The sequence below is a fragment of the Stenotrophomonas sp. TWI602 genome (genome assembly GCF_039674045.1).
Classification (GTDB): domain Bacteria; phylum Pseudomonadota; class Gammaproteobacteria; order Xanthomonadales; family Xanthomonadaceae; genus Stenotrophomonas.
In genome coordinates this window covers 28605-50281 of record NZ_JBDJMT010000019.1, presented here as the reverse complement: position 1 = coordinate 50281, position 21677 = coordinate 28605, and the positions used below count along the sequence as shown (strand labels likewise).

Genomic DNA, 21677 nt, shown 5'->3' with positions numbered 1-21677 from the left:
CATCCCATGCAGCGTTTTGCACTGGCCGCCGCGCTTGGCCTGGCCCTGGTTCCCACCGCCCACGCTGCCGTGGACTGTTCGGCACCTGCCAGCGCATCGCCGCTGCCGCTGCCGGCCACCGCGATCGCACCGGTGGCCGAAGAGCTGTACATCCGCAACGTCCAGTTGGGCATGCCTGCCGGCGTATTGACCTCCAGCTACGACCGCGAGCAGTCGCTGGACAGCGTGCTGCAGCGCCTGCGCATCGACGGCTGCCAGAACATCGCCAAGGCGATCCCCAGTGCACCGGTGATCAACCCGAACGATCCGGCCGCCTACAAGCCGCAGACCGAGTTCGACAACACGCCGTGGCGCTTTGACATGAGCCAGAACGGCAAGCGCATGACCGCCGAAGAATTCGACGCCTGGATGAAGGCGCGCGGTGTGCGCGTGGTCAAGGCGCGCCCGGTACCGGCTGCCGTGCCGGCCGCCACCACCGAAGCACCGGCTGAGACCAAGCCGGCGGACAAGAAGTAAGCCGCCTGAGCGGAGCACGATGACGACACGCCGGCCACCCGCCGCGAACGCGTCCCGACCACGCCGCCCCGAGCGGCGTGCGAGCCCCGCAACAGGCACCCGCAACGCCGCCTCCAGCCCCCCCGCGGGCGCACCGCGGCATGGTCTGGCGCGCGTGCTGTCCAAAGCCGGGCTGTGCTCGCGCACCGAAGCCGCACGCTGGATCGCCGATGGCCGGGTGACGGTCGACGGCCGTGTCATCAACAACCCCGAATTTCCGATCATCGACGGGCGCCATCACGTGCGCGTGGATGGTCAGCCGCTGGATGCGCCCAAGCGCGTGCACCTGATGCTCAACAAGCCGCGTGGCCTGGTCACCACCGCGCAGGACGAGCGCGGTCGCGATACCGTTTACCGCTGCTTCGATGCTGCCGGCCTGCCGTGGATCGCGCCGGTCGGGCGCCTGGACAAGGCCAGCGAAGGGCTGCTGCTCTTCAGCAATGATCCGCAATGGGCCGCGCGCCTGACCGATCCGGCCACCGGCCCGGACAAGACCTATCACGTCCAGATCGATGCCATCCCCGATGCGGCGCAGCTGCAGGCGTTGTGCGCGGGGATCGAGGACGAAGGCGAGCTGCTGCGGGCGCGGCGCGCCACGCTGCTGCGCAGCGGCGACAAGACCGCCTGGCTGGAAGTGGTGCTGGAGGAAGGCCGCAACCGGCATATCCGCCGCCTGCTCGCCGCATTCGACATCAACGTGCTGCGCCTGGTGCGCGTGGCGATCGGCCAGCTGCCGCTGGGCGAGCTGGGCAAGGGCGCCTGGCGCGAGCTCAGCCAACACGATCTGGATCTGCTTCATGCCGTGGCCGACAGCGCCGCGGCCACACCGTGACCTTGTGGCCTGCCGGCATGTGGCAGGCCAATCGACCCGGGCAATGGATGGCCTTCGAAGGGACGTTCCGTTCAACACCGGGAGTAAGACCATGCACGTCAGTACCCTCAACCGTTCCCTGTTCCGCGGCGCCTGCCTGCTGTTGCCGGCCGCGCTGCTGACCGCCTGTGGCGGCCACAAGCAGATCGCCAAACAGGATCCGCCGGTGACCGACAAGGTGGTGGAGATCAGGATCCCCGAACTGGATGGCCGCGGCAGCTACCGCTTCCTGATGAGCGATGGCGACAAGCGCATGAGCGCTGATGAGTTCGATGCCTGGATGAAGGCCAACGGTATCCGGGTGGCCAAGGGCAATGGCCAGGATGGTCCGGTTGCGGCACCGGTGGTGGTGGCCAGCAAGGAAGAGGCCAAGGACAAGAAGAAAAAGAAGAAGTAACCCCGCCGCGCGCGTCGCACCGACGGTAGAGCCGACCGTTGGTCGGCTGAGGCACGCAAGGCGTGCCCCCGCATCCGCTATCCACACCCCCACGACGGTAGAGCCGACCGTTGGTCGGCTGAGGCACGCAAGACGTGCCCCGTATCGGCTGTTCATGACCTGCGACGAGAGGCAGCCGACCAACGGTCGGCTCTACCTCCGTGACGCGCGGGTGCGACGGCCGTGCCGACCGTGGGGCGGCTGGGGCCCTCAGGCCTTGATCACGCCCAGCTCGACGCCGATCCGGGTGAAGGCATCGATGGCGCGGTCCAGGTGCGCACGCGTGTGCGCGGCGCTGATCTGGGTGCGGATGCGGGCCTGGCCCTTGGGCACCACCGGGAAGAAGAAGCCGATCGCGTAGATGCCTTCCTCGAGCAGGCGCTCGGCGAACTTCTGCGCCAGCGGCGCGTCGTACAGCATCACCGGGCTGATCGGATGCACGCCCGGCTTCACATCGAAGCCCGCCGCGGTCATCTTCTCGCGGAAGTAGGCGGTGTTCTGCGCCAGGGTATCGCGCAGGTCATCGGCGGCGGCCAGCATCTCGAAGGCCTTGATGCCGGCGGCGACCACGTGCGGCGGCAGCGAGTTGGAGAACAGGTACGGGCGCGAGCGCTGGCGCAGCAGTTCGATCACTTCGGCGCTGGCGCAGGTGAAACCGCCCAGTGCGCCGCCCATGGCCTTGCCCAGGGTGCCGGTGATGATGTCGATCTTCTCCAGCACGCCCTTGACCTCGGCCGAGCCGCGGCCCGTGGCGCCGAGGAAGCCGGTGGCATGGCATTCGTCGATGTGGACCAGCGCGTTGTACTTCTTCGCCAGCGCGGTGATCTCATCCAGCGGGGCGATGAAGCCGTCCATCGAGAACACGCCGTCGGTGGTGATCAGCTTGGTCTTGCAGCCGGCCGCATCGGCGGCCTGCAGCTGGGCTTCCAGATCGGCCATGTCGCAGTTGGCGTAGCGGAAACGCTTGGCCTTGCACAGGCGCACGCCATCGATGATCGAGGCATGGTTGAGCGCGTCGGAAATGATCGCGTCGTGCTCGCCCAGCAGCGGCTCGAACAGCCCACCGTTGGCGTCGAAGCAGGCCGCGTACAGGATGGTGTCCTGCTTGCCGAAGAAATCGGCGATCTGCTTTTCCAGCTGCTTGTGCAGGTCCTGGGTGCCGCAGATGAAGCGCACCGAGGCCATGCCGAAGCCGTGGGTATCCAGCGCATCCTTGGCGGCCTGGATCAGGTCGGGGTGGTCGGCCAGGCCCAGGTAGTTGTTGGCGCAGAAGTTCAGCACCGTACGTCCGTCGTCCAAGGTGATCTCGGCCGACTGCGGGCTGGTGATGATGCGTTCGGACTTGAACAGGCCCTGGGCGCGGATCGCTTCCAGTTCTTCAACGTAGTGCTGGGTCAGCGAGGCGGTGGTGGCGTCGGTCATGGCAGGCAGTCTTCGGCACGGGAAACCCGGGATTTTACCTGTCGGCGCCGGGCCCGGGGGCGCAGGCGGGGTCTGGCCGGGCCGGCGGTGGGCGAAACGGTTGCACACGTGATTGTTGCATCGCAATATCAATCAGGTTAAAAAACCGTAAACCCCGCTGCACTGCCCACCCCACGTCTGGAGAGACCCCGCATGAACCACGCCACGCGCTGTACCGCCGCCGCTGTGCTATGCGCCGCCCTGCTTGCCCCGTTTGCCGCCAGCGCCCAGGACGAGGCCGAATCGCCGTTCAGCTGGAACGTCACCGCCGTATCGGACTACGTGTTCCGTGGTGTATCCCAGACCGATGAGGATCCGACCCTGCAGGCCGGCTTCACCTATACCTCCCCGGTCGGCCTGTATGCGGGCGTGTGGGGCTCGGGCGTGGACTTCGGGCCGGGCGACCCGAGCACGGAGATCGACTACCTGATCGGCTACGGGGTGGATGTCACCGACGGCGTCAATTTCGACGTGCTGCTCAACCGCTACACCTATCCGGGCGCCAGCGAGCTGAACTACAACGAGCTGATCACCACCACCACCTTCGCCGAGCAGTACAAGCTGACGGTGGCCTACACCGACGACCTGTCCGGGTCCGATACCAAGAGCTGGTATTACGCGGTGGGCGGCGAGTGGGGCCTGCCCAATGATTTCACCCTGAGCGCGAACGTGGGCCGTACCTCGCTCGAGACCGATTTCGGCAAGGACTACACCGACTTCAACGTCGGCGTGAGCCGCCAGTTCGGCCTGTTCAACCTGGGCCTGGGGTACCACGGTACCGACGGCGCTGGTCGCGACAACAACGGCAAGCTGGCGGACAACCGCGTGGTGTTCACCGTAGCCGTGGGCAAATGACCTGACGCTGCGATGGACATGAAAAAGGCGCCGCAAGGCGCCTTTTTCGTTTGCCGAGGCGCGCACCGACCAACGGTCGGTACCTACCGGGGCCATGCCACCGCCGAGGCCCGAACCGACCATGCCTGGTAGGTCACGACCGTTGGTCGTGACACCGACCGGCGCGCCAACGGCGCGATGCCTCAGTTCCAGCTCAGCACGACCTTGCCGGCCTTGCCCTGTTCCATCAGATCAAAGCCCTTCTGGAAATCATCGATCGGCAGCTGGTGGGTCATCACCTTGCCGAGCGGGAAACCGGACAGCACCAGCTGGGTCATCTTGTACCAGGTCTCGTACATCTTGCGGCCGTAGATGCCCTGCACGGTCAGGCCCTTGAAGATGATCTTGTCCCAGTCGCAGCCGGCGCCCTTGGGCATGATGCCGAGCATGGCGATCTTGCCGCCGTGGTACATGCAGTCGAGCATGTCGTTGAACGCGCGCGGATTGCCGCTCATTTCCAGGCCCACGTCGAAGCCCTCCATGTGCAGTTCCTTCATCACGTCCTTGAGCGAGGTGTTGGACACGTTCACCACGCGGGTGGCGCCCATGTCGGCGGCCAGCTTCAGGCGGAAATCATTGACGTCGGTGACCACCACGTTGCGCGCACCGATGTGCTTGCAGATGCCGGCGGCGATGATGCCGATCGGGCCGGCACCGGTGATCAGCACGTCCTCGCCGATCACGTTGAACTCCAGCGCGCAGTGCGCGGCGTTGCCGTACGGATCGAAGAAGGCGGCCAGCTCGGAGGGGATCTGATCCGGGATCGGCCACAGGTTGCTGGCCGGCATCACCATGTATTCGGCGAAGGCGCCGTTGACGTTGACGCCGATGCCCACGGTGTTCGGGCACAGGTGCTGGCGGCCACCGCGGCAATTGCGGCAATGGCCGCAGACGATATGGCCTTCGGCCGAGACGCGCTGGCCGATTTCATAGCCGGTCACGCCCGGGCCGATCTCGGCGATGCGGCCGACGAATTCGTGGCCGATGGTCAGGCCGGGCTTGATCGTGCGCTGGCTCCATTCGTCCCACAGGTAGATGTGCAGGTCGGTACCGCAGATGGCGGTCTTTTCCAGCTTGATCAGGACCTGGTTCGGGCCGGGTGTGGGGACCGGAACTTCTTCCAGCCAGATGCCCTTGGCGGCTTCGCGTTTGACCAGGGCCTTCATTGTTTGCTGCGCCATCGGGGTGGAACTCGTCTGGGGGAAAACGCGGATTATAGAGCCGCTGGCGGTTTTCCCATGTTGCAGCGCGGGTGGGCTGGGAGGTGGCCATGCCCCTCATTGCCGCACTGCGTGCGGCCAGCCGACCATGGGTCGGCTCTACCGGGCTTCGGGACGGCGCAGCGGCTGGGCTAGAATCGGCGGTTCTTTCACCAGGGGCTGCTCTATGCGCTCGAACCTGCTCGCTTTCTCCGTCGTCGCCAGCCTTGGGCTGGTCCAGGTCGCCCATGCCGCAGAAGGCATGTGGGTGCCGCAGCAGCTGCCGGAAATCGCCGGCCCGCTCAAGCAGGCCGGCCTGAAGCTGTCCCCGGAGCAGATCTCCAACCTGACCGGCGACCCGATGGGCGCGGTGGTGGCGCTGGGTGGCTGCACCGCCAGCTTCGTCTCTCCGCAGGGCCTGGTGGTCACCAACCACCACTGTGCCTACGGTGCGATCCAGCTGAATTCGACGGCCGAAAAGAACCTGATCAAGGACGGCTTCAACGCGCCGACCCTGAAGGATGAGCTGAGTGCCGGCCCCAACGCCCGCGTGTTCGTGCTGGACCAGATCACCGACGTGACCGACCAGGCCAAGGCCGCGATCGCCGCCGCCGGCAAGAACCCGCTGGCCCGTACCCGCGCGCTGGATGCCTTCGACAAGGCCCAGACCGCTGCGTGTGAAGCCGATGCCGGCTTCCGCTGCCGCCTGTACAGCTTCTCCGGCGGCAACACCTACCGTCTGTTCCGCAACATGGAAATCAAGGACGTGCGCCTGGTTTACGCGCCTCCGGGCAGCGTCGGCAAGTTCGGTGGCGACATCGACAACTGGATGTGGCCGCGCCACACCGGCGATTTCTCGTTCTACCGCGCCTACGTGGGCAAGGACGGCAAGCCGGCCGCCTTCTCGGCCGACAACGTGCCCTACCAGCCCAAGCACTTCCTGAAGTTCGCCGACCAGCCGCTGGGTGCCGACGACTTCGTGATGGTGGCCGGCTACCCGGGCCGCACCAACCGCTACGCGCTGGCCGGCGAGTTCAATGAAACCGCCAGCTGGACCTACCCGACCATCGCGCGCCACTACAACGCGGTGCTGAAGATGATCGACGAGGCTGGCAAGGCCGACCCGGACGTCAAGGTGAAGTACGCGGCCACCGCGGCCAGCATGAACAACGTGGCCAAGAACTACGCCGGTCAGCTGGAAGGCTTCAAGCGCATCGACGCGGCCGGCCAGAAGCAGGCCGAAGAAGCCGCCGTGCTGGCCTGGTTGAAGAAGCGTGGCGCCGCCGGCAAGCCGGCCCTGGCGGCACATGCGCAGCTGATCCAGCACCTGGATACCAGCAAGGCCACGCGTGAGCGCGACCTGTTCGTCAGCCAGTTCAACAGCACCTCGGCCGTGGGCTCGGCGATCACCCTGTACCGCCTCTCGATCGAGCGCAGCAAGGCCGATGCCGAGCGTGAAGTCGGCTATCAGGAACGCGATCTTCCCTCCATCGAAGGCGGCCTGAAGCAGATGGACCGCCGTTACGTGCCGCGCATGGACCAGCAGCTGCAGACCTACTGGCTGAGCCAGTACGTGGCCCTGCCGGCCGCGCAGCGCACCAACGAGGTGCTCAACCAGTGGCTGGCAGGCAGCGATGCGGCCGCCGTGCAGGCTCTGGTTGGCAAGCTCTCGGGCACCAAGCTGGGCAGCCTGGATGAGCGCCTGACGTGGTTCAAGGCCGACCGTGCGGCGTTCGAGGCCAGCACCGATCCGGCCATCCAGTACGCGGTGGCGGTGATGCCGGCGCTGCTCAAGCAGGAAGAGCAGAAGAAGACCCGCGAAGGCGAGTCGCTGGTGTCGCGCCCGCTGTATCTGCAGGCCGTGGCCGACTACAAGAAGAGCAAGGGCGAGTTCGTCTATCCGGACGCCAACCTGTCGCTGCGCATCACCTTCGGCAACGTCATGGGCTACGGCAAGGATGGCGTGAACTACACCCCGTTCACCACCCTGGAAGGCGTGGCGGCCAAGGAAACCGGCGAAGATCCGTTTGATTCGCCGAAGGCGCTGCTCGATGCGGTCAAGGCCAAGCGTTACGGCGGCCTGGAAGACAAGCGCATCGGCTCGGTGCCGGTGAACTTCCTGTCCAACCTGGACATCACCGGCGGCAACTCCGGTTCGCCGGTGCTGGACGCCAACGGCAAGCTGGTCGGCCTGGCCTTCGATGGCAACTGGGAGTCGGTGAGTTCGAACTGGGTGTTCGATCCGGTGATGACCCGCATGATCGCGGTCGACAGCCGTTACATGCAGTGGATCATGCAGGAAGTGGCGCCGGCGCCGCAGCTGCTGAAAGAACTGAACCTCAGCAAGTAAGCCGCCCCGTCGGTTTCCAGAACCCCGCAGCGACATCTGCGGGGTTTTTTTATGGTCCGCTATACCTCCAACGCGAGGCGTCTTGTTTTTCCCTGAAGGAGCGCGCCGGGCAGGGCTGGGTTCACGGCGCGTCCTGCCAGAGGCTACCCGGCCTCAGCCTGCGCGGGGCCGTCAGGCGCCACGCTTTACGAGCCATCCGCCACCAAGCCGCCGAGCAAGCAGATCACGTGCACCAAACAGCCGCACAGCTTCACAGCCGCGACCGGGTATCATCCCTGTTCCGCGTGCTTTCACAGGATGTGAACGAAGCGCCGGAACCTCCTCCCCCAAGGACCCCTTGTCCGCATGCGCATCCTGCTTGCCCGTCACGGCGAAACGCCGTGGAATGCCGAAGGCCGCTACCAAGGCCAGATCGATATCCCGTTGTCGCCGATCGGCGAAGCCCAGGCCAAGGCACTGGGGGAACGTCTGAAGTCCGTCGACATCACCCGCGCCGTTGCCTCACCGCTCTCGCGTGCCCAGCTCACCGCCCAGCTCGCCCTGGGTGCAGACCGTGCCCCGATGCTGCAGACCGAGCCGGACCTGCAGGAAATCGCCCACGGCGAATGGGAAGGCCTGCTGGCCAGCGAAATCCACGACAAGGATCCCTCCCGCCTGCGCGCCTGGCGCGAAGAGCCCGATACCGTCCTGATGCCCGGCGGCGAATCGCTGCGCCTGGTGCTCGAACGCAGCTGGCGTGGCCTGGCCCGTGCCGCTGAAGGCCTGGGCGAGCACGACACCCTGCTGGTGGTCGCCCATGACGCCGTCAACCGCGTGATCCTGTGCCGCATCCTCGGCCTGCCGATCTCGCGCCTGTGGACCTTCCGCCAGGCACCGACCACGCTGAACCTGCTCGAAGGCCCCGACCTCGATCAGCTTGAAGTCGTCCGCCTCAACGACTGCGCGCACCACACGCCGTTCTTCGGCGAAGCCAAGCACCGCGCGCTGTAACGCACTGCGTCCCATCCTGCCGTCCGCCCCAACGATTCCGATCCAACGACCATGACCACCACCGCCCGCCCGCAGACCCTCTCCGATTGGCTCAGCTACATCGAGCAGCAGCACCCCGCCACCATCGACATGGGGCTGGACCGGGTGCGTACCGTGGCGCAGGCGATGGGGCTGGGCGTGCCGGCCGAGCGCAGCATCGTGGTCGGTGGCACCAACGGCAAAGGCTCCACCGTGGCCTTCATCGAGGCCATCGCGCGCGCTGCCGGCTGGAAGGTCGGTGCGTACACCTCGCCGCACCTGCTGCGCTACAACGAGCGCGTGCGCATCGATGGCCAGGACGCTACCGATGACGCCCTGATGGCGGCCTTCAACGCGATCGAAGACGCGCGTGGCGACACCACGCTGACCTACTTCGAATACGGCACGTTGGCCGCCCTGCAGCTGTTTGCGCAGGCGGGCCTGGATCTGGCCGTGCTTGAGGTCGGCCTTGGCGGCCGTCTGGATGCGGTCAACATCGTCGATGGCGACGTGGCGGTGATCACCACCGTCGACATCGACCACAGCGACTGGCTGGGCGAGGACCGCGAAGCGATCGGGACCGAGAAGGCCGGCATCATCCGTGGGTGGAAGCCGGTCATCCTCGGCGAAATCGATCCGCCCTCGAGTGTGCTCGCGCGTGCCTATCTGGTGGGTGCCAACGCCATCCGTGGTGGCAGCGATTTCTTCGCCGATGCCATCGATGGCGAGCGCTGGCGCTGGCGCGATGTCGGCTTCCGTATCGAACTGCCGCACCCGACGCTGCGCGGGCCCATCCAGCGCGCCAATGCCGCGACGGCGATCGCCGCGCTGCGTGCGCTGGATCGCCCGCTGCCGCGCACCGCCTTCATCGAAGGCGTTGCCGCCGCGCGTATCCGTGGCCGCCTGCAGGCCTTTGATCGTGACGGCGTGGAGGTGCTGGTCGATGTCGGTCACAACCCGCAGGCCGCGCGCGAACTGGCCACCGCGCTGAAGGCCAGTCGCGTCACCGGCGACACCATCGCGGTGTTTGCCGCCCTGCAGGACAAGGATGCCGCCGGGGTGGTCGAGGCCTTGGCCGATCAGGTCCAGCAGTGGCACCTGGCCGGGCTGGAGGGGGCACGTGCGCAGAGCGCCGAGGAACTGCGGGCACGCCTGGCCGGTACGGCTGCGGCCGGCGCGACACCGCACGCCACCGTCGTGGACGCCCTGCAGCATGCCGTGGCGCAGGCCAAGGCCGGCGATCGCGTGCTGGTGTTCGGCTCCTTCCACACCGCCGCGCAGGCGCTGCAGACCCTCGAACCCGGCGCCTGAGGGGGCTTTGCAGCGCCGTTCAGCCGCATCAGCCGCCGCACACGCGCGCACCCGTATAATTGCCGTGGCATTCCGCCGCGCCGCCTGCCTGCCTTCACGTGGATACTCCTCTGAAACAGCGACTGATTGGTGCCATCGTCCTGGTGGCGTTGGCCGTGATTTTCCTGCCCATGCTGGTCAAGGGTCCCGCACCTGACAGTGGTGTCGCCAACGTGCCGATCAGTGCACCGGCCGCGCCGTCGGATGGCCAGTTCGAAACCCGCGAGCTGCCGCTGGTCGCCCCCACCGGTGGCGCCACCGGCCTGCAGAGCGGGGCATCCACGACCCAGCCGCTGGCCGACAGCGCTGCGCTCGCCGCCGATCCGGCGCCGGCAGACACCTCGCCGGCCGTCGCCGCCGGCAACTACGCCGTCAGCTTCGGTGCCTATGCCACCGAAGCCGATGCCGACCGCGTCATCGCTTCGTTGAAGAGCGCCCAGCTCGCCGGCTTCCGCGAGCCGGCCACGATCAACGGTCGTCAGGCCTGGCGCGTGCGCGTCGGTCCCTACGCCGATCGCGCGCTGGCCGAAGCCGGCCGCCTGCAGGCGGTGAAGGTGCGCAATGACGTCAAGGCCGAGGTCATCACCCTGGATGCCCGCGCCGATACCGCGGTTGCCGCCACGCCGGCCGGCCCTGCACCGGCCCCGTCGGCGGCTCCGGCCGCCTCCAGTGCTGCCGCCGCGCCGGCGGGCAATACCGTGAAAACCGAATCCCTGCCGGCCGAGCCGGTCGCGGCCGCCAAGCCCGAACCGAAGCCGGCCGCGCCCAAGCCCGAGCCCAAGCCGGCCCCGGCGCCCAAGCCCGAGACTGCCGTCGCGGCACCGGCTGCTCCGGCGGCCCCGGCCGCCAGCAGCGTCGGTTTCGCCGTGCAGCTCGGTGCCTTCGGCCAGGCGGCCGAGGCCAACGCGCTGCGCGACAAAGTCCGCGCCGCCGGCTTCAGCGCCTTCGTGGAGCAGGTCCGTACCGACAAGGGCACCCTCAACCGGGTCCGCGTCGGGCCGGTCGCCAACCGCGCCGATGCCGAGAACCTCAAGGCCCAGGTGGCCGCCAAGGTCGGCGTGGCCGGCATGGTCCGCCCGCACCCCTGATGCCTGAGCTGCGCCGCCCCGCACCCGCTGGACGGCGCCTACCGCGCGGCCTGCCGGCATGATCGACATCGTCCTGCTGGTCCTGATCGGGGCCTCCGTCCTGCTTGGCCTGATGCGCGGCTTCGTCGGCATCGTGGTCAGCACGCTGTCCTGGCTGCTGGCCGGCTGGGCCGCGTTCCTGTTCGGCAATGACGCAGCCCATTGGTGGGCGGCGCCGCTGGAACCGGGCACCGGCCATTACGTTGCCGGCTACCTGGGGGTGTTCCTGATCGTCATGATCGCCGTCGGCCTGATCGGCATGCTGATCAAGGCGGCCGTGAAAGTGACCTGCCTGACCGGTGCCGACCGCCTGCTGGGCGGTGCATTGGGCCTGGTCCGCGGCGCCTTCCTGGGCTGCGTGCTGCTGATGCTGGCCGCCTTCACGCCGCTGCCGCAGGAGCCGGCCTGGCAGACCTCGCAGGTGCGGCCGCTGCTGCAACCCGGGGTGCGCTGGATGCAGGCGCAGCTGCCCGAGATGGCGTTGCCGGAGGTGAATCTGCCGCAACTGCCGACGATGGATTTGGGCAAGCCGCTCGCGACAGGCGATAATGGCGTCCTTGGCGAAGTAGTGGCAGGGCGCGGATGGCCGCGTCCCGTTGACGAGGGGAGGGAGACGGCACCTGCCGACGCTGCGGCGCGCGGGCCGACTTCCACACTGCCAGTCAATATCGAGCCGGCGCATCCGCGTCCGGACGACACCGCTCCGGCACGGAACGGTACCTCCGGCCAGGCACGGCCACCTTCACTGTAGATGGGCGCAGCCCAGCGGAGAATTCGCACCATGTGTGGCATCGTCGGAATCGTCGGCAACCAGAACGTCGCCGGGCAGTTGTATGACGGCCTGACCGTCCTCCAGCATCGTGGCCAGGACGCGGCCGGCATCGCCACCGCCGACGGCACCCGCCTGCGCGTGCAGAAGGCCAATGGCCTGGTGCGCGATGTGTTCGATGCCAAGCGGATGTCCACGCTGGAAGGCCGCGTCGGCATCGCGCATGTGCGCTATCCCACCGCCGGTTCGGAAGGCATGGACGAGGCGCAGCCGTTCTACGTGAACTCGCCGTACGGCATCGCGCTGGCCCACAACGGCAACCTGATCAATACCGAAGCCCTGCGCCAGCAGGTGTTCGAGCAGGACCGCCGCAACGTCAACACCGACTCGGACAGCGAAGTGCTGTTGAACGTGTTCGCGTTCGAACTGGACGCACAGCGCCAGCTGACCCCGGAAGCGGCGATCCGCGCCGTGGCCGCCGTGCACCGCCGCGTCAAGGGTGGCTATGCGGTGATCAGCGTGGTGCTGGGCCTGGGCCTGGTGGCCTTCCGTGATCCGCACGGCATCCGCCCGCTGGTGCTCGGCAAGCGTGCCCACGCCGAAGGCGACGAATACATCGTGGCCTCCGAATCGGCCGCACTGGACGTGCTCGGCTTCCAGCGCGTGCGCGATGTGCGCCCGGGCGAAGCGCTGGTCATCACCGCGCGTGGCGAGCTGTTCTCCGAAGTCTGCGCCGAACCGGTCGAGCACAGCCCGTGCATCTTCGAATACGTGTACTTCGCCCGCCCGGATTCGATGATCGACAACGTCTCGGTGCACAAGGCGCGCATGCGCATGGGCATCAAGCTGGGCGAGAAGATCCTGCGCCTGCGCCCGGATCACGACATCGACACCATCATCCCGATCCCGGATACCTCGCGCGATGCCGCGCTGGAGATCTCCAACACGCTCGGGGTGAAGTACCGCGAAGGCTTCATCAAGAACCGCTACATCGGCCGCACCTTCATCATGCCGGGCCAGGGTGAGCGGGTGAAGTCGGTGCGCCGCAAGCTCAACCCGATCCACCTGGAGTTCCGCAACCGCGTGGTGCTGCTGGTCGATGATTCGATCGTGCGCGGCACCACCAGCCAGCAGATCGTGCAGATGGCGCGCGACGCCGGTGCCCGCAAGGTCTACCTGGCCAGCGCCGCGCCGCCGGTGCGTTACCCCAACATCTACGGCATCGACATGCCGGCCGCCGAAGAACTGGTCGCGCACAACCGCAGCATCGAAGAAATCGAGAAGCACCTGGGCTGCGACTGGCTGATCTACCAGGACATCGAGGACATGGAAGCGGCGGTGAGCGAAGGCAACCCGGAGCTGAAGTCGTTCGATTCCTCGTGCTTCAACGGCGTCTACCCGACCGGGATCGAGCCGGGCTATTTCGAGCGCATCCAGCAGCTGCGTTCGGACGATGCCAAGCACAAGCGTCGCGCCTGAGGGCAGGGCATGAGTGACGTGTTGGACAGCGCGGCCGGCGATCTGCTGCAGGCCGCGCAGCAGTGCCTGGCCGAGCCGGATCCGTTGCGCAAGGTCGCGTTGACCCAGCACTACGCCGTGCAGTTCCGTGCCGGTCGCCTGAAGGCACCGGCCGATGCGCCGGCGCCGGAGCCGATCCGGATGCCGGGCCGCCCGGCCCGGCCCACACTCGTCCACCCGCGGGATCTGCCGCGTCGTGGCCTGGGCAGCGTGGAAGGGCGCGCGGCGTTCGTGCACGCCATCGCGCATATCGAACTCAATGCGATCGACCTGGCCTGGGATGCGGTCTACCGTTTCCGCGGCCTGCCGGGCTCCTTCCATGCCGACTGGGTCAGCGTGGCCGATGACGAATCGCGCCACTTCATGCTGCTGCACGATCGGCTGCAGGCCAACGGCTATGCCTACGGCGATTTCGACGCGCACAACGGCCTGTGGGAAATGTGCGAGAAGACCGCGCATGACGGGCTCGCGCGCATGGCGCTGGTGCCGCGTGTGCTGGAAGCGCGCGGGCTGGATGTCACCCCGGGCATGATCGTGAAGCTGCGCGCCGGAGGCGACCATGCCACCGCCGATGTGCTGGAGATCATCCTGCGCGAAGAGGTGGCGCATGTGGCCGCTGGTTCGCGATGGTACCGCTGGTACTGCACGCGCGAGAACGTCGAGCCACGCCCGCGGTTCATGGCATTGCTGCGCGAGTACGCCGGCGGCTTCCTGTATGGCCCGTTCAACCTGGAAGCCAGGCTGCTCGCCGGCTTCGACGAAGAAGAACTGGCCGAGCTGATCGAACAGACCGAACTGCGCGGTCAGGTGTTGGCCAGCACCACGCGCTGACCGTTTTCGGTCGGCCGGTTGACGTAGAACAGCCCTGGCCCCGGCCGATACGGCAGTTCCCGCGCGCCTTCATCGGCGGCATAGAGCAGGGCAGTGTCGCCCAGGGCATCGAAGTTCCAGTGCGCGGACTGCATCAGGTAATGCTGGCGAAGCGTGCGTTCCTGCGCGGCATCCAGCGGATGGCCGGCCAGCAACCGGGCCGCGATGGGCTGCAGTGCCGCGGGCAGTGCGAGTGCGGGCAACGCGTCCGGTGAGGTTGTCCAGGCGACACCTGCCGCGGCCGCACGCTGGTGCAGCAGCCGCAGCGCGATGAACTGGTAACGCGCATCGATCTCGCGGCGCAGCACCACCGCCGCGTACGCCCGCAGGGTGAATTGCGGCAGGACGCTGCGGCTGCCGGCGACCCGCTGCTGCTGCCAGTGGTGCCAGACATCCACCCAGATCGCGTCATCCCCCAGCCCCAGTGCGCGCTGCCAGCGCCGACACGTCGCCTGTGCGGCGCGGTAGACCGTGCTCGCGCGCAGCAGCGCCAGCGGCGGTACATCGCCTGCGGCCAGTCCGGTGCCACGCAGCAGCTGTCCCTCCGGCCGGCTCAGCAGCTTGGGTCCTTCGATGCGCTGGTCGTAGCCGCCGCCGATGTTGGCGTGCACGCCTGGCAACGCGATCTCTTCATGTTCGGGCGCCACGCTGGTCAGCGCGAAATGCTCGCGGTGCTCATCGCGCGCGACCAGCTGCACTACCTTGTCCGCGCAGCCGGCGGGCAGGGCGACCACCGGCATCTCATCGCCATGCTGGCGGCCGATCGCCACCACGGTATCGAGCAGGCCGACGAAGCGCACCGGCCGCACCGTGTCTGGAAATCCCGGCGCCAATGACCAGCCCGAGCGCACCAGTTGCTCGCGCAGCCACGCGGCGGCACCGGGTGCGTTGAGCACGTTCACCGCGTCGCGCGCGCTGGCCGCGCCACGCGAATAGCCGAACAGATCCATCCGCACGCTGCCGAGTACGTGGCCAGGGTGCGCACGGGCGAGCTGGCGCAGCGCGTCGGGCAGCAGCTGCTCCAGCGCCCGGCGTCGCTTCGCGCGGACACCGGTGCGACCGATGCCGAACGCCAGCCCCAACAGGTCGTCGTCTTCACCGGTGCGCGTGCCCACGCCCTCGATATAGAGCGACAGCGCGAGCGTGTTGCCTGCGGGCGGCATCTGCCGATGGTCCGGATACAGCGCATGCAGCCGCGCGATATTGGTCAGGCCGTTGCTGTAGCTGCTGGTCAAGCGGCTCTGGTACGGGGAGGCATCATCGGCGACCACGGCCGGTGGGCGCGGTGTGGGCGTCGTGGCGCCTGCCGGGCGTGAGGCGCGCTGCAGGTTGTCAGCGTTGTTGCGGGTGCCGTCGAAGAACAGACCGATGTGCAGGGACACCGTCGGCGCCGTCGTCGGTTGGGTAGCTGCCACCACCATATCGTCCCTGCTCCCCGAGGATGCCCGGCTAAGGTAGCGCGGAAGCCCCGCGCCGGAACAGCACGGCAGGCCAGGCCGCTGCCGGCGTCAGGTCGCCAGCGAATCCAGTGTCCAGCCGTCCGGTGTGACGCGCAACACCGAGCCCTGTTCGTACCAGTCGCCCAGCACGATGCGGGTGCAGTCGCGGCCACCGGCCTGCAGCGCGTGGATGGCCGGGCGGTGGGTGTGGCCGTGGATCATCGTGTCCACGCCGTAGCGGCCGAAGGTGGCATCCACTTCCGCCGGCGCGACATCGGTGACGGTCTCGAACTGGGCACGGTCACCCTGCTTCATTTCCGACTGGCGTGCCTGGCTGGCATCGCGCGCCTTCTGTGCGAAGGCGATGCGCGCGGCCAGCGGCTGCGACAGGAACTGCGCCTGGAACACCGGGTCGCGGGTCTGCGTGCGGAACTGCTGGTAGGCGATATCGTCGGTGCACAGCAGGTCGCCGTGCTGCAGCAGCACCGGGCGGCCATACAGATCAATCACGCTCGGGTCGGGCAGGATCGTGAACCCTGCGCGGCGCGCGTAGTCCTCGCCGACCAGGAAATCGCGGTTGCCGCGGATGAAGTACACCGGCACGCCGGCATCGGCCACGGCATGCAGCGCGACGGCCACCGCATCGGCGGCCGGGGAGGGCGTGTCATCGCCGATCCAGGCTTCGAACAGATCGCCCAGGATGTACAGGGCCTCGGCCTGCATCGCTTCATCGCGCAGGAAGGCCAGGAACAGGTCGGTGATGGCTGGACGACTCGGGTCCAGGTGCAGATCGGAGATGAACAGCGTGGTCATGGACCCATTGTAAAACGGGATCACGGGGCGAGGCAGCGCGACAGGTGAACTGCCCTTGTCGAGTCGAAAGGGGGCGCGGCGATCCTGGCTACAACGGCAGCCATTGCAGGCTGGCGGCGGCCAGCAGTGCGGCGATGCCGGTCGCGGCCAGCACATCGCTGGGGTAGTGCAGGCCCAGCACCACCCGCGACAGGCCGATCAGCACGGTGAACGGCACCAGCAACGGGGCCAGCCACGGGTAGTAGGCCAGTGCCACGATCGTGAAGGACACCGCGTGCAGAGTGTGCCCGGACGGGAAACTGAACTCGTCCAGCGGCGCCACCCAGGCGCGGATGCGCAGGTCGGCGGCAAATGGCCGCGGGCGGCGCGTCCAGCGCTTGAGGCCCTTGTACAGCAGCAGTGCCATCAAGCCGGTGGCGGCCATGTGCAACGAAGCACGCAGGCCATCCAGGCCGTCCAGCAGCACCAGCGCGCCCATCAGCGCGTACCAGAACGCGCCATCGCCCAGGCGGCTGATCACCGCGAAGGCATGGCGGATCCGGCGGTGCCGACAGTAGTGGTTGGCGCGGCGGCACCAGCGGGTTTCGCGCCCGCGCAGGGCATCAAGCGGCGTGGTCGGCATGCGGCCTCCGGGCCTGGGCCAGTTCAGCCAGCAGCGCATCGAACTCGGCGACCACGTGCTGCGGATGCAGCCGCTTCATCGCGGTGGCGGCAGTGCGGCCGAGCCGGTGGCGCAGGGCGTCGTCGCCGGCCAGCTGCACGGCGGCGGTCACAAACTCGCTGTCGTCATTCACGGCGATGCCGCTCTCATCGGTGCGCAGGTATTCCCGGGCGGCGCCGTAATCGAAGGCGACCGTGGCCAGACCGCTGGCCATGGCTTCAAGGGTGACGTTGCCGAAGGTCTCGCTGCGGCTGGGGAACAGGAACAGATCGCCGCTGGCGAAGTGCCGCGCCAGCGCATCCCCGCGCTGCACGCCGCAGAAGATGAAGTCCGGATTGTCGTGGGCCAGCTTGGCGCGTGACGGGCCATCGCCGACGAACACGAACCGCGCCTTCGGCCGCACCTGCTGCAGGCGGCGGAACGCTTTGACCGCCAGCCCGAGGTTCTTTTCCGGGGCGATGCGGCCGACGTAGATCGCGGCAAAGCCGTTGCCATCGATGCCCCACTCCTCGCGCAGCGCCGGGTCACGGCGCTCGGGCTCGAACTGACTGCTGTCCACGGCGCGCGCCAGCAGGCGCACGCGATCAAAGCCCTGCTCGCCGAGGAACTGCTGCAGCTCCTGGGTCGGCACCAGGGTGGCATCGGCCTGGTTGTGGAAGCGGCGCATCCAGCGCAGCGCGGCGGCCTGCAGCCAGGCCACGCCGTAGTCGGGCAGGTACTCATCGAAGCGGGTATGGAAGCCGGTGGCGACCGGAATCCCGAGGCGCCGCGCGGTGCGCAGTGCCGACCAGCCCAGCGGGCCTTCGGTGGCGATGTAGATCGCGTCCGGCCGCTGCTGCTGCCACTGGCGGCTCAAGCGGGAGGGTGCGGGCAGGCCGAAGCGCAGGCCGGGGTAGCGCGGCAGGTTGGCGCCGGTGACCAGCACCGTGCCGTCCACCGCCTCGGCATCGGAGGGTTGCCGGGGCCGGACCAGATCGACCTGATGGCCGGCGGCACGCAGCCCCAGTTCCAGGCCCTGTACGGTCAGGGCAACGCCGTTGACTTCAGGGGGGTAGGTTTCGGTGACGATGGCATAGCGCATGGCGGGCCTCCGGTATGCCACGCATGCTGGGGCCGGGCGATGTAGCCGACATGACCGCCGTATGACGTTGGGATGACGCACGCACCGGCAGTAAAAAGCCACGGCCCCGAAGGGCCGTGGCGATCAAGCGTTGTTACCCGGCGGCGATCAGAAGCGCTGCTGATATTTCATGTACATGAAACGCCCGATATCGTAGCCGCCGTAGTAGGAGAAGTTGGAGTTCGGCTGGCTGTACATGATGGGGCCGTACTTTTCGAACACGTTGTTGGCACCGACCGAGACGGTCGCATCCCACGGCAGGGTGTAACGGAACTGCAGGTCGTGGAAGGTGACCGAGCCACGCTGGTTGTAGTCACGCGAGCCGGCGTACCACGGCGCCTGCACGCCCGGGTCGGAACATTCGTCCGGACGGGTCGTCGCGTTGATGCAGCGTTCCTTGACCCCGGCGTAATAGCGCGCGGTCCAGCTCACCCCGAAGTTTCCCACGTCCCAGCCCAGGGTCAGGTTGGAGCGCACGCGGAAGCCGCTGCCGATGCCGTTGCTTGGGGTGGGCACGACGTCGGTGTCGTTGGTCGTACGCGACAGATACGAGCTGACATAGGTGGTCGTCCAGCCCGTGGTCAGCTTGCCGTAAGCGGTATCCAGATGGTGGCTGAGCTCCAGGTCGTAGCCTTCGGTTTCCAGGAAGCCGGAGTTGCGCTTGCCGTACTTCAGCGTGTCGACGATGCCGGTCACCGGATCGCGCGTGAAGCCACTGCAGCGCGACGCGATGCCCTGCTCATAGCAGTCGCGCAGCAGGTCGTTGGGATGATCGTTGACGATGGTGTTGTCGATGCGGATCTTCCACCAGTCCAGCGCCACGTTGAGGTTGGGCACGAAGCCAGGGCTCCAGACCAGACCCAGGGTACGGCTCGTTGAGGTTTCCGGCTGCAGATCCGGGTTGGAGCCGTTGGTGAACGGCACCGGGGTCTGGGCGCTGCTGCTGGTGATCGGCACGCCGCCCTGGCGCAGCTGGCGGTAGCTGTCCGCATTGGCGATGTCGGCGGCGCACCGTGCGCGGACCTCGGCACTGCTGGCCGAGGCACCGTAAACGGTGTCGCAGGGATCACGGTAGCCGGTGGTGAAGGTTTCCGAGCCGCCGCCGTACAGATCGGAGATGGTGGGGGCACGGAAGCCCTGCGCCCACGTGCCACGCACCAGCAGCTGCTCGATCGGTTTCCACTTGAAGCCGAACTTGCTGTTGAGGGTGTTGCCCAGGGTGTTGTAGTCCGAGTGGCGGGTGGCCGCGCTCAGGCTCAGCTCACGCGCGCCGGGCAGGTCGGCCAGGATCGGCACGCTGAGCTCGAGGTAGGCCTCATTGACCTTGTAGCCGCCCCCGGTCGGACCGGCGGCCAGATTGGTGGTGGCACCGCTCTGGGCCAGCGGATCGGGGATGAACTCACCGGCCTCCTTGCGGGTTTCCACGCCGAAGGCGAAGCCCAGATCACCGGCCGGCAGCGTCATCACCGTGCCGGCGATGCTGGCGAACGCATTGCGGGTGGTGGTCTTGCCACGGGAGATTTCCGGCGGGAACAGGTAGTCGATCAGCGCCTGGTTGCCGGTCAGGCCATTGGGGTCGTTGCTGCCGTAGGGCACCAGCGGATTCCACGGCATGCAGCCGGCAATCGGCGCGCCAGGAACGCCGCATTCCACCTTGCCGGTAGCCTCGTTGTAGTACGACGGGCCGACCGCGTTCTTGACGCGTTCCTTGTTGAGGTTGCCGGTGGAGGTCTGCAGCAGTTCGCTGCGGTTGTATTGATAGCCCACTTCCCAATCGAAGTAGCGCTCGCCCACCTCGAAGCTGCCTTCCAGCGTGGCCACGGCGCGCCAGGTGGTCAGCTCGCTGGTGCTGACCCGCGGGACCTCCCAGGCGCGACGGTTCCAGGCGATGTCAGTGGGGTTCCCATGGCCGTGGTGGTTGCCGAACGGGTTGAACCAGCTGTCGGCCGACATCGGCCCGATGCCGGCGGTGGCGGACTGCAGCGGATAGCCGGCCACCTGGCGGGTGGACGTGCGCTTGTTGTAGCCCAGCTGCGTGGTCAGGCGGATGTCATCGGTCAGGTCCACGCGCCCATCGAGGAACAGCGAATCGCGCTTGAGGGGCGAGATCAGGTGCATCTGCTCCGGTGCGTTGCTGACATCGCCGGTGAACGGGGTCAGGTCGCTGAGATGATAGTTGGCCGGGTTGGTCGGGCCGGTACCGCGATCCAGCGAGTAGTTGCAGCCTGCCGCGGCGGTGCAGCCCGGGCCCTTCAGGCCGTTGATCTGACCCCACTGACTGACCTGGGTCCAGTCGTCGCCGGGGTGGCGCGTGGTGTTCGGGAATTGGCTGAACCAGCGATCGCGTGCCCACACCCCCTTCTCTTCGGTGTGCTCGGCCGAGAAGGTCAGCGAGGCGCGGTCGTTGGACCAGCCGGCCACCACGTCGACGCTGTTACGCGCGCCATCGCCCTGGCTGTACTGGCCTTGGTAGACGTTGGCAGTGACGCCATTGACGTTGCTGCGGGTGATGATGTTGATCACGCCGGCCATGGCGTCCGAACCATAGATCGCCGAGGCACCGTCCTTCAGCACCTCCATGCGTTCGATCGCCGAGACCGGCACGCTGGAGATGTCCTGGTAGCCGCCGGTGTTGATGCCCAGGCGCTTGCCGTTGATCAGCACCAGGGTGCGCTGCGCGCCGAGGTTGCGCATGTCGATGTAGGTGCCACCGGCGTTCTCGCCAGCGGCCAGTACGTTGGAGCGGCTGATGGACGGGCTGCCCACCGCGGTCAGGTTCTGCAGGATGTCGGCGACCGAGCTGAAGCCCTGGCGCTCGATGTCGGCGCGGCTGATCGCGAGCACCGGCTGGGCGGATTCGACATCGACCTGGCGGATGCGCGATCCGGTGATCTCGATGCGGTCCAGGGTGGTCGGGGTGGCGTCCTGGGCGAGGACGGCGGTGGAAGCCAGGCCAGCGGTGCCGGCCACCAGGGCAAGGCGGATCGCCTGCCCCAACGGGGTGGTGGATGAAGACATGATCGACTCTCTCTCTTATCGGAACGACGTCCAAGAGGTCGGCGGACCAAGTACCGCCTTCCTCAAAAATCCAGCCGTGTGAAGGCCGGTGTCCCGAGAGTAGATCGATTGGTTAAGTTTCCATGAGGGAGATGTGAGGGTGTTCTCACAAATAATTCACGGGTACGGCGTTCTGCGAAGTCAGCCTGAAAATTGCTGCAGATGCACGCTACGAAGCA

18 protein-coding genes are annotated in these 21677 nt (G+C 67.4%); 11 read left to right on the top strand and 7 right to left on the bottom strand.

Annotated features, from left to right (window positions below):
- Nucleotides 1-6 precede the first annotated feature (6 nt).
- The 3 genes from ABE483_RS15295 to ABE483_RS15285 all read left to right on the top strand — a co-directional run bounded on the left by ABE483_RS15295 (nt 7) and on the right by ABE483_RS15285 (nt 1823).
- Nucleotides 7-516 (top strand): hypothetical protein, encoded by a 510-nt coding sequence (locus ABE483_RS15295; RefSeq protein ID WP_313209609.1) that lies wholly within the window; start codon nt 7-9, stop codon nt 514-516.
- A 19-nt stretch (nt 517-535) separates the two neighbouring features.
- Nucleotides 536-1387: a pseudouridine synthase gene (locus tag ABE483_RS15290; RefSeq protein WP_313209607.1), complete on the top strand. Its 852-nt coding sequence runs from the start codon at nt 536-538 to the stop codon at nt 1385-1387.
- A gap of 91 nt (nt 1388-1478) precedes the next feature.
- Nucleotides 1479-1823, top strand: coding sequence for a hypothetical protein (locus ABE483_RS15285; RefSeq protein WP_313209605.1), 345 nt, complete (start codon nt 1479-1481; stop codon nt 1821-1823).
- A 249-nt stretch (nt 1824-2072) separates the two neighbouring features.
- Here ABE483_RS15285 and kbl read toward each other — a convergent pair whose 3' ends face one another.
- Nucleotides 2073-3284 carry a glycine C-acetyltransferase gene (gene kbl, locus ABE483_RS15280; protein ID WP_313209603.1) on the bottom strand — a complete coding sequence of 404 codons (1212 nt, stop codon included), beginning with the start codon at nt 3282-3284 and terminating at the stop codon, nt 2073-2075.
- A gap of 192 nt (nt 3285-3476) precedes the next feature.
- Here kbl and ABE483_RS15275 point away from each other — a divergent pair, with 192 nt between their 5' ends.
- On the top strand, nt 3477-4178 hold the full coding sequence (locus ABE483_RS15275) for a TorF family putative porin (protein ID WP_137190938.1): 702 nt from the start codon (nt 3477-3479) through the stop codon (nt 4176-4178).
- Nucleotides 4179-4360: 182 nt separating this feature from the next.
- Here the strand turns inward: ABE483_RS15275 and tdh are convergent, their stop codons facing one another.
- A complete protein-coding gene (gene tdh / locus ABE483_RS15270) occupies nt 4361-5383 on the bottom strand; it encodes an L-threonine 3-dehydrogenase (RefSeq protein WP_123728470.1) in 1023 nt (340 codons plus the stop codon).
- 220 nt (nt 5384-5603) lie between these two features.
- On the opposite strand from tdh, the gene ABE483_RS15265 reads away from it, so the two are divergent.
- From ABE483_RS15265 to ABE483_RS15235, 7 genes are all read left to right on the top strand, one after another.
- A complete protein-coding gene (locus ABE483_RS15265) occupies nt 5604-7766 on the top strand; it encodes a S46 family peptidase (protein ID WP_313209599.1) in 2163 nt (720 codons plus the stop codon).
- Between the two features lie 345 nt (nt 7767-8111).
- Nucleotides 8112-8756: a histidine phosphatase family protein gene (locus ABE483_RS15260; RefSeq protein ID WP_313209597.1), complete on the top strand. Its 645-nt coding sequence runs from the start codon at nt 8112-8114 to the stop codon at nt 8754-8756.
- Nucleotides 8757-8807: 51 nt separating this feature from the next.
- Nucleotides 8808-10085, top strand: a complete 1278-nt coding sequence (gene folC, locus ABE483_RS15255; RefSeq protein ID WP_346481968.1) for a bifunctional tetrahydrofolate synthase/dihydrofolate synthase — start codon at nt 8808-8810, stop codon at nt 10083-10085.
- A 98-nt stretch (nt 10086-10183) separates the two neighbouring features.
- Nucleotides 10184-11212: an SPOR domain-containing protein gene (locus tag ABE483_RS15250; protein WP_346463648.1), complete on the top strand. Its 1029-nt coding sequence runs from the start codon at nt 10184-10186 to the stop codon at nt 11210-11212.
- A gap of 58 nt (nt 11213-11270) precedes the next feature.
- Nucleotides 11271-12002 (top strand): CvpA family protein, encoded by a 732-nt coding sequence (locus tag ABE483_RS15245; protein WP_346466517.1) that lies wholly within the window; start codon nt 11271-11273, stop codon nt 12000-12002.
- Between the two features lie 30 nt (nt 12003-12032).
- Nucleotides 12033-13499, top strand: a complete 1467-nt coding sequence (gene purF / locus ABE483_RS15240; RefSeq protein WP_019185825.1) for an amidophosphoribosyltransferase — start codon at nt 12033-12035, stop codon at nt 13497-13499.
- A gap of 9 nt (nt 13500-13508) precedes the next feature.
- On the top strand, nt 13509-14369 hold the full coding sequence (locus ABE483_RS15235) for a ferritin-like domain-containing protein (RefSeq protein ID WP_313217344.1): 861 nt from the start codon (nt 13509-13511) through the stop codon (nt 14367-14369).
- On the opposite strand, the gene ABE483_RS15230 is transcribed toward ABE483_RS15235, so the two are convergent.
- From ABE483_RS15230 to ABE483_RS15210, 5 genes are all read right to left on the bottom strand, one after another.
- Nucleotides 14342-15829, bottom strand: coding sequence for a DUF2235 domain-containing protein (locus ABE483_RS15230; RefSeq protein ID WP_346481967.1), 1488 nt, complete (start codon nt 15827-15829; stop codon nt 14342-14344). The genes ABE483_RS15235 and ABE483_RS15230 overlap by 28 nt on opposite strands.
- 87 nt (nt 15830-15916) lie before the next feature.
- Entirely contained in the window at nt 15917-16660 is a 744-nt protein-coding gene (lpxH, locus tag ABE483_RS15225) for a UDP-2,3-diacylglucosamine diphosphatase (RefSeq protein WP_313217347.1), read from the bottom strand.
- An 88-nt stretch (nt 16661-16748) separates the two neighbouring features.
- The gene (locus ABE483_RS15220) at nt 16749-17282 is read right to left on the bottom strand and encodes a phosphatase PAP2 family protein (RefSeq protein WP_313209580.1); all 534 of its coding nucleotides are present in this window, start codon (nt 17280-17282) and stop codon (nt 16749-16751) included.
- Nucleotides 17263-18402, bottom strand: coding sequence for a glycosyltransferase family 1 protein (locus ABE483_RS15215; protein ID WP_346481966.1), 1140 nt, complete (start codon nt 18400-18402; stop codon nt 17263-17265). Before ABE483_RS15215 ends, ABE483_RS15220 begins: the two co-directional genes overlap by 20 nt.
- A 147-nt stretch (nt 18403-18549) precedes the next feature.
- Nucleotides 18550-21459 (bottom strand): TonB-dependent receptor, encoded by a 2910-nt coding sequence (locus ABE483_RS15210; RefSeq protein ID WP_346481965.1) that lies wholly within the window; start codon nt 21457-21459, stop codon nt 18550-18552.
- Between the last annotated feature and the right edge of the window lie 218 nt (nt 21460-21677).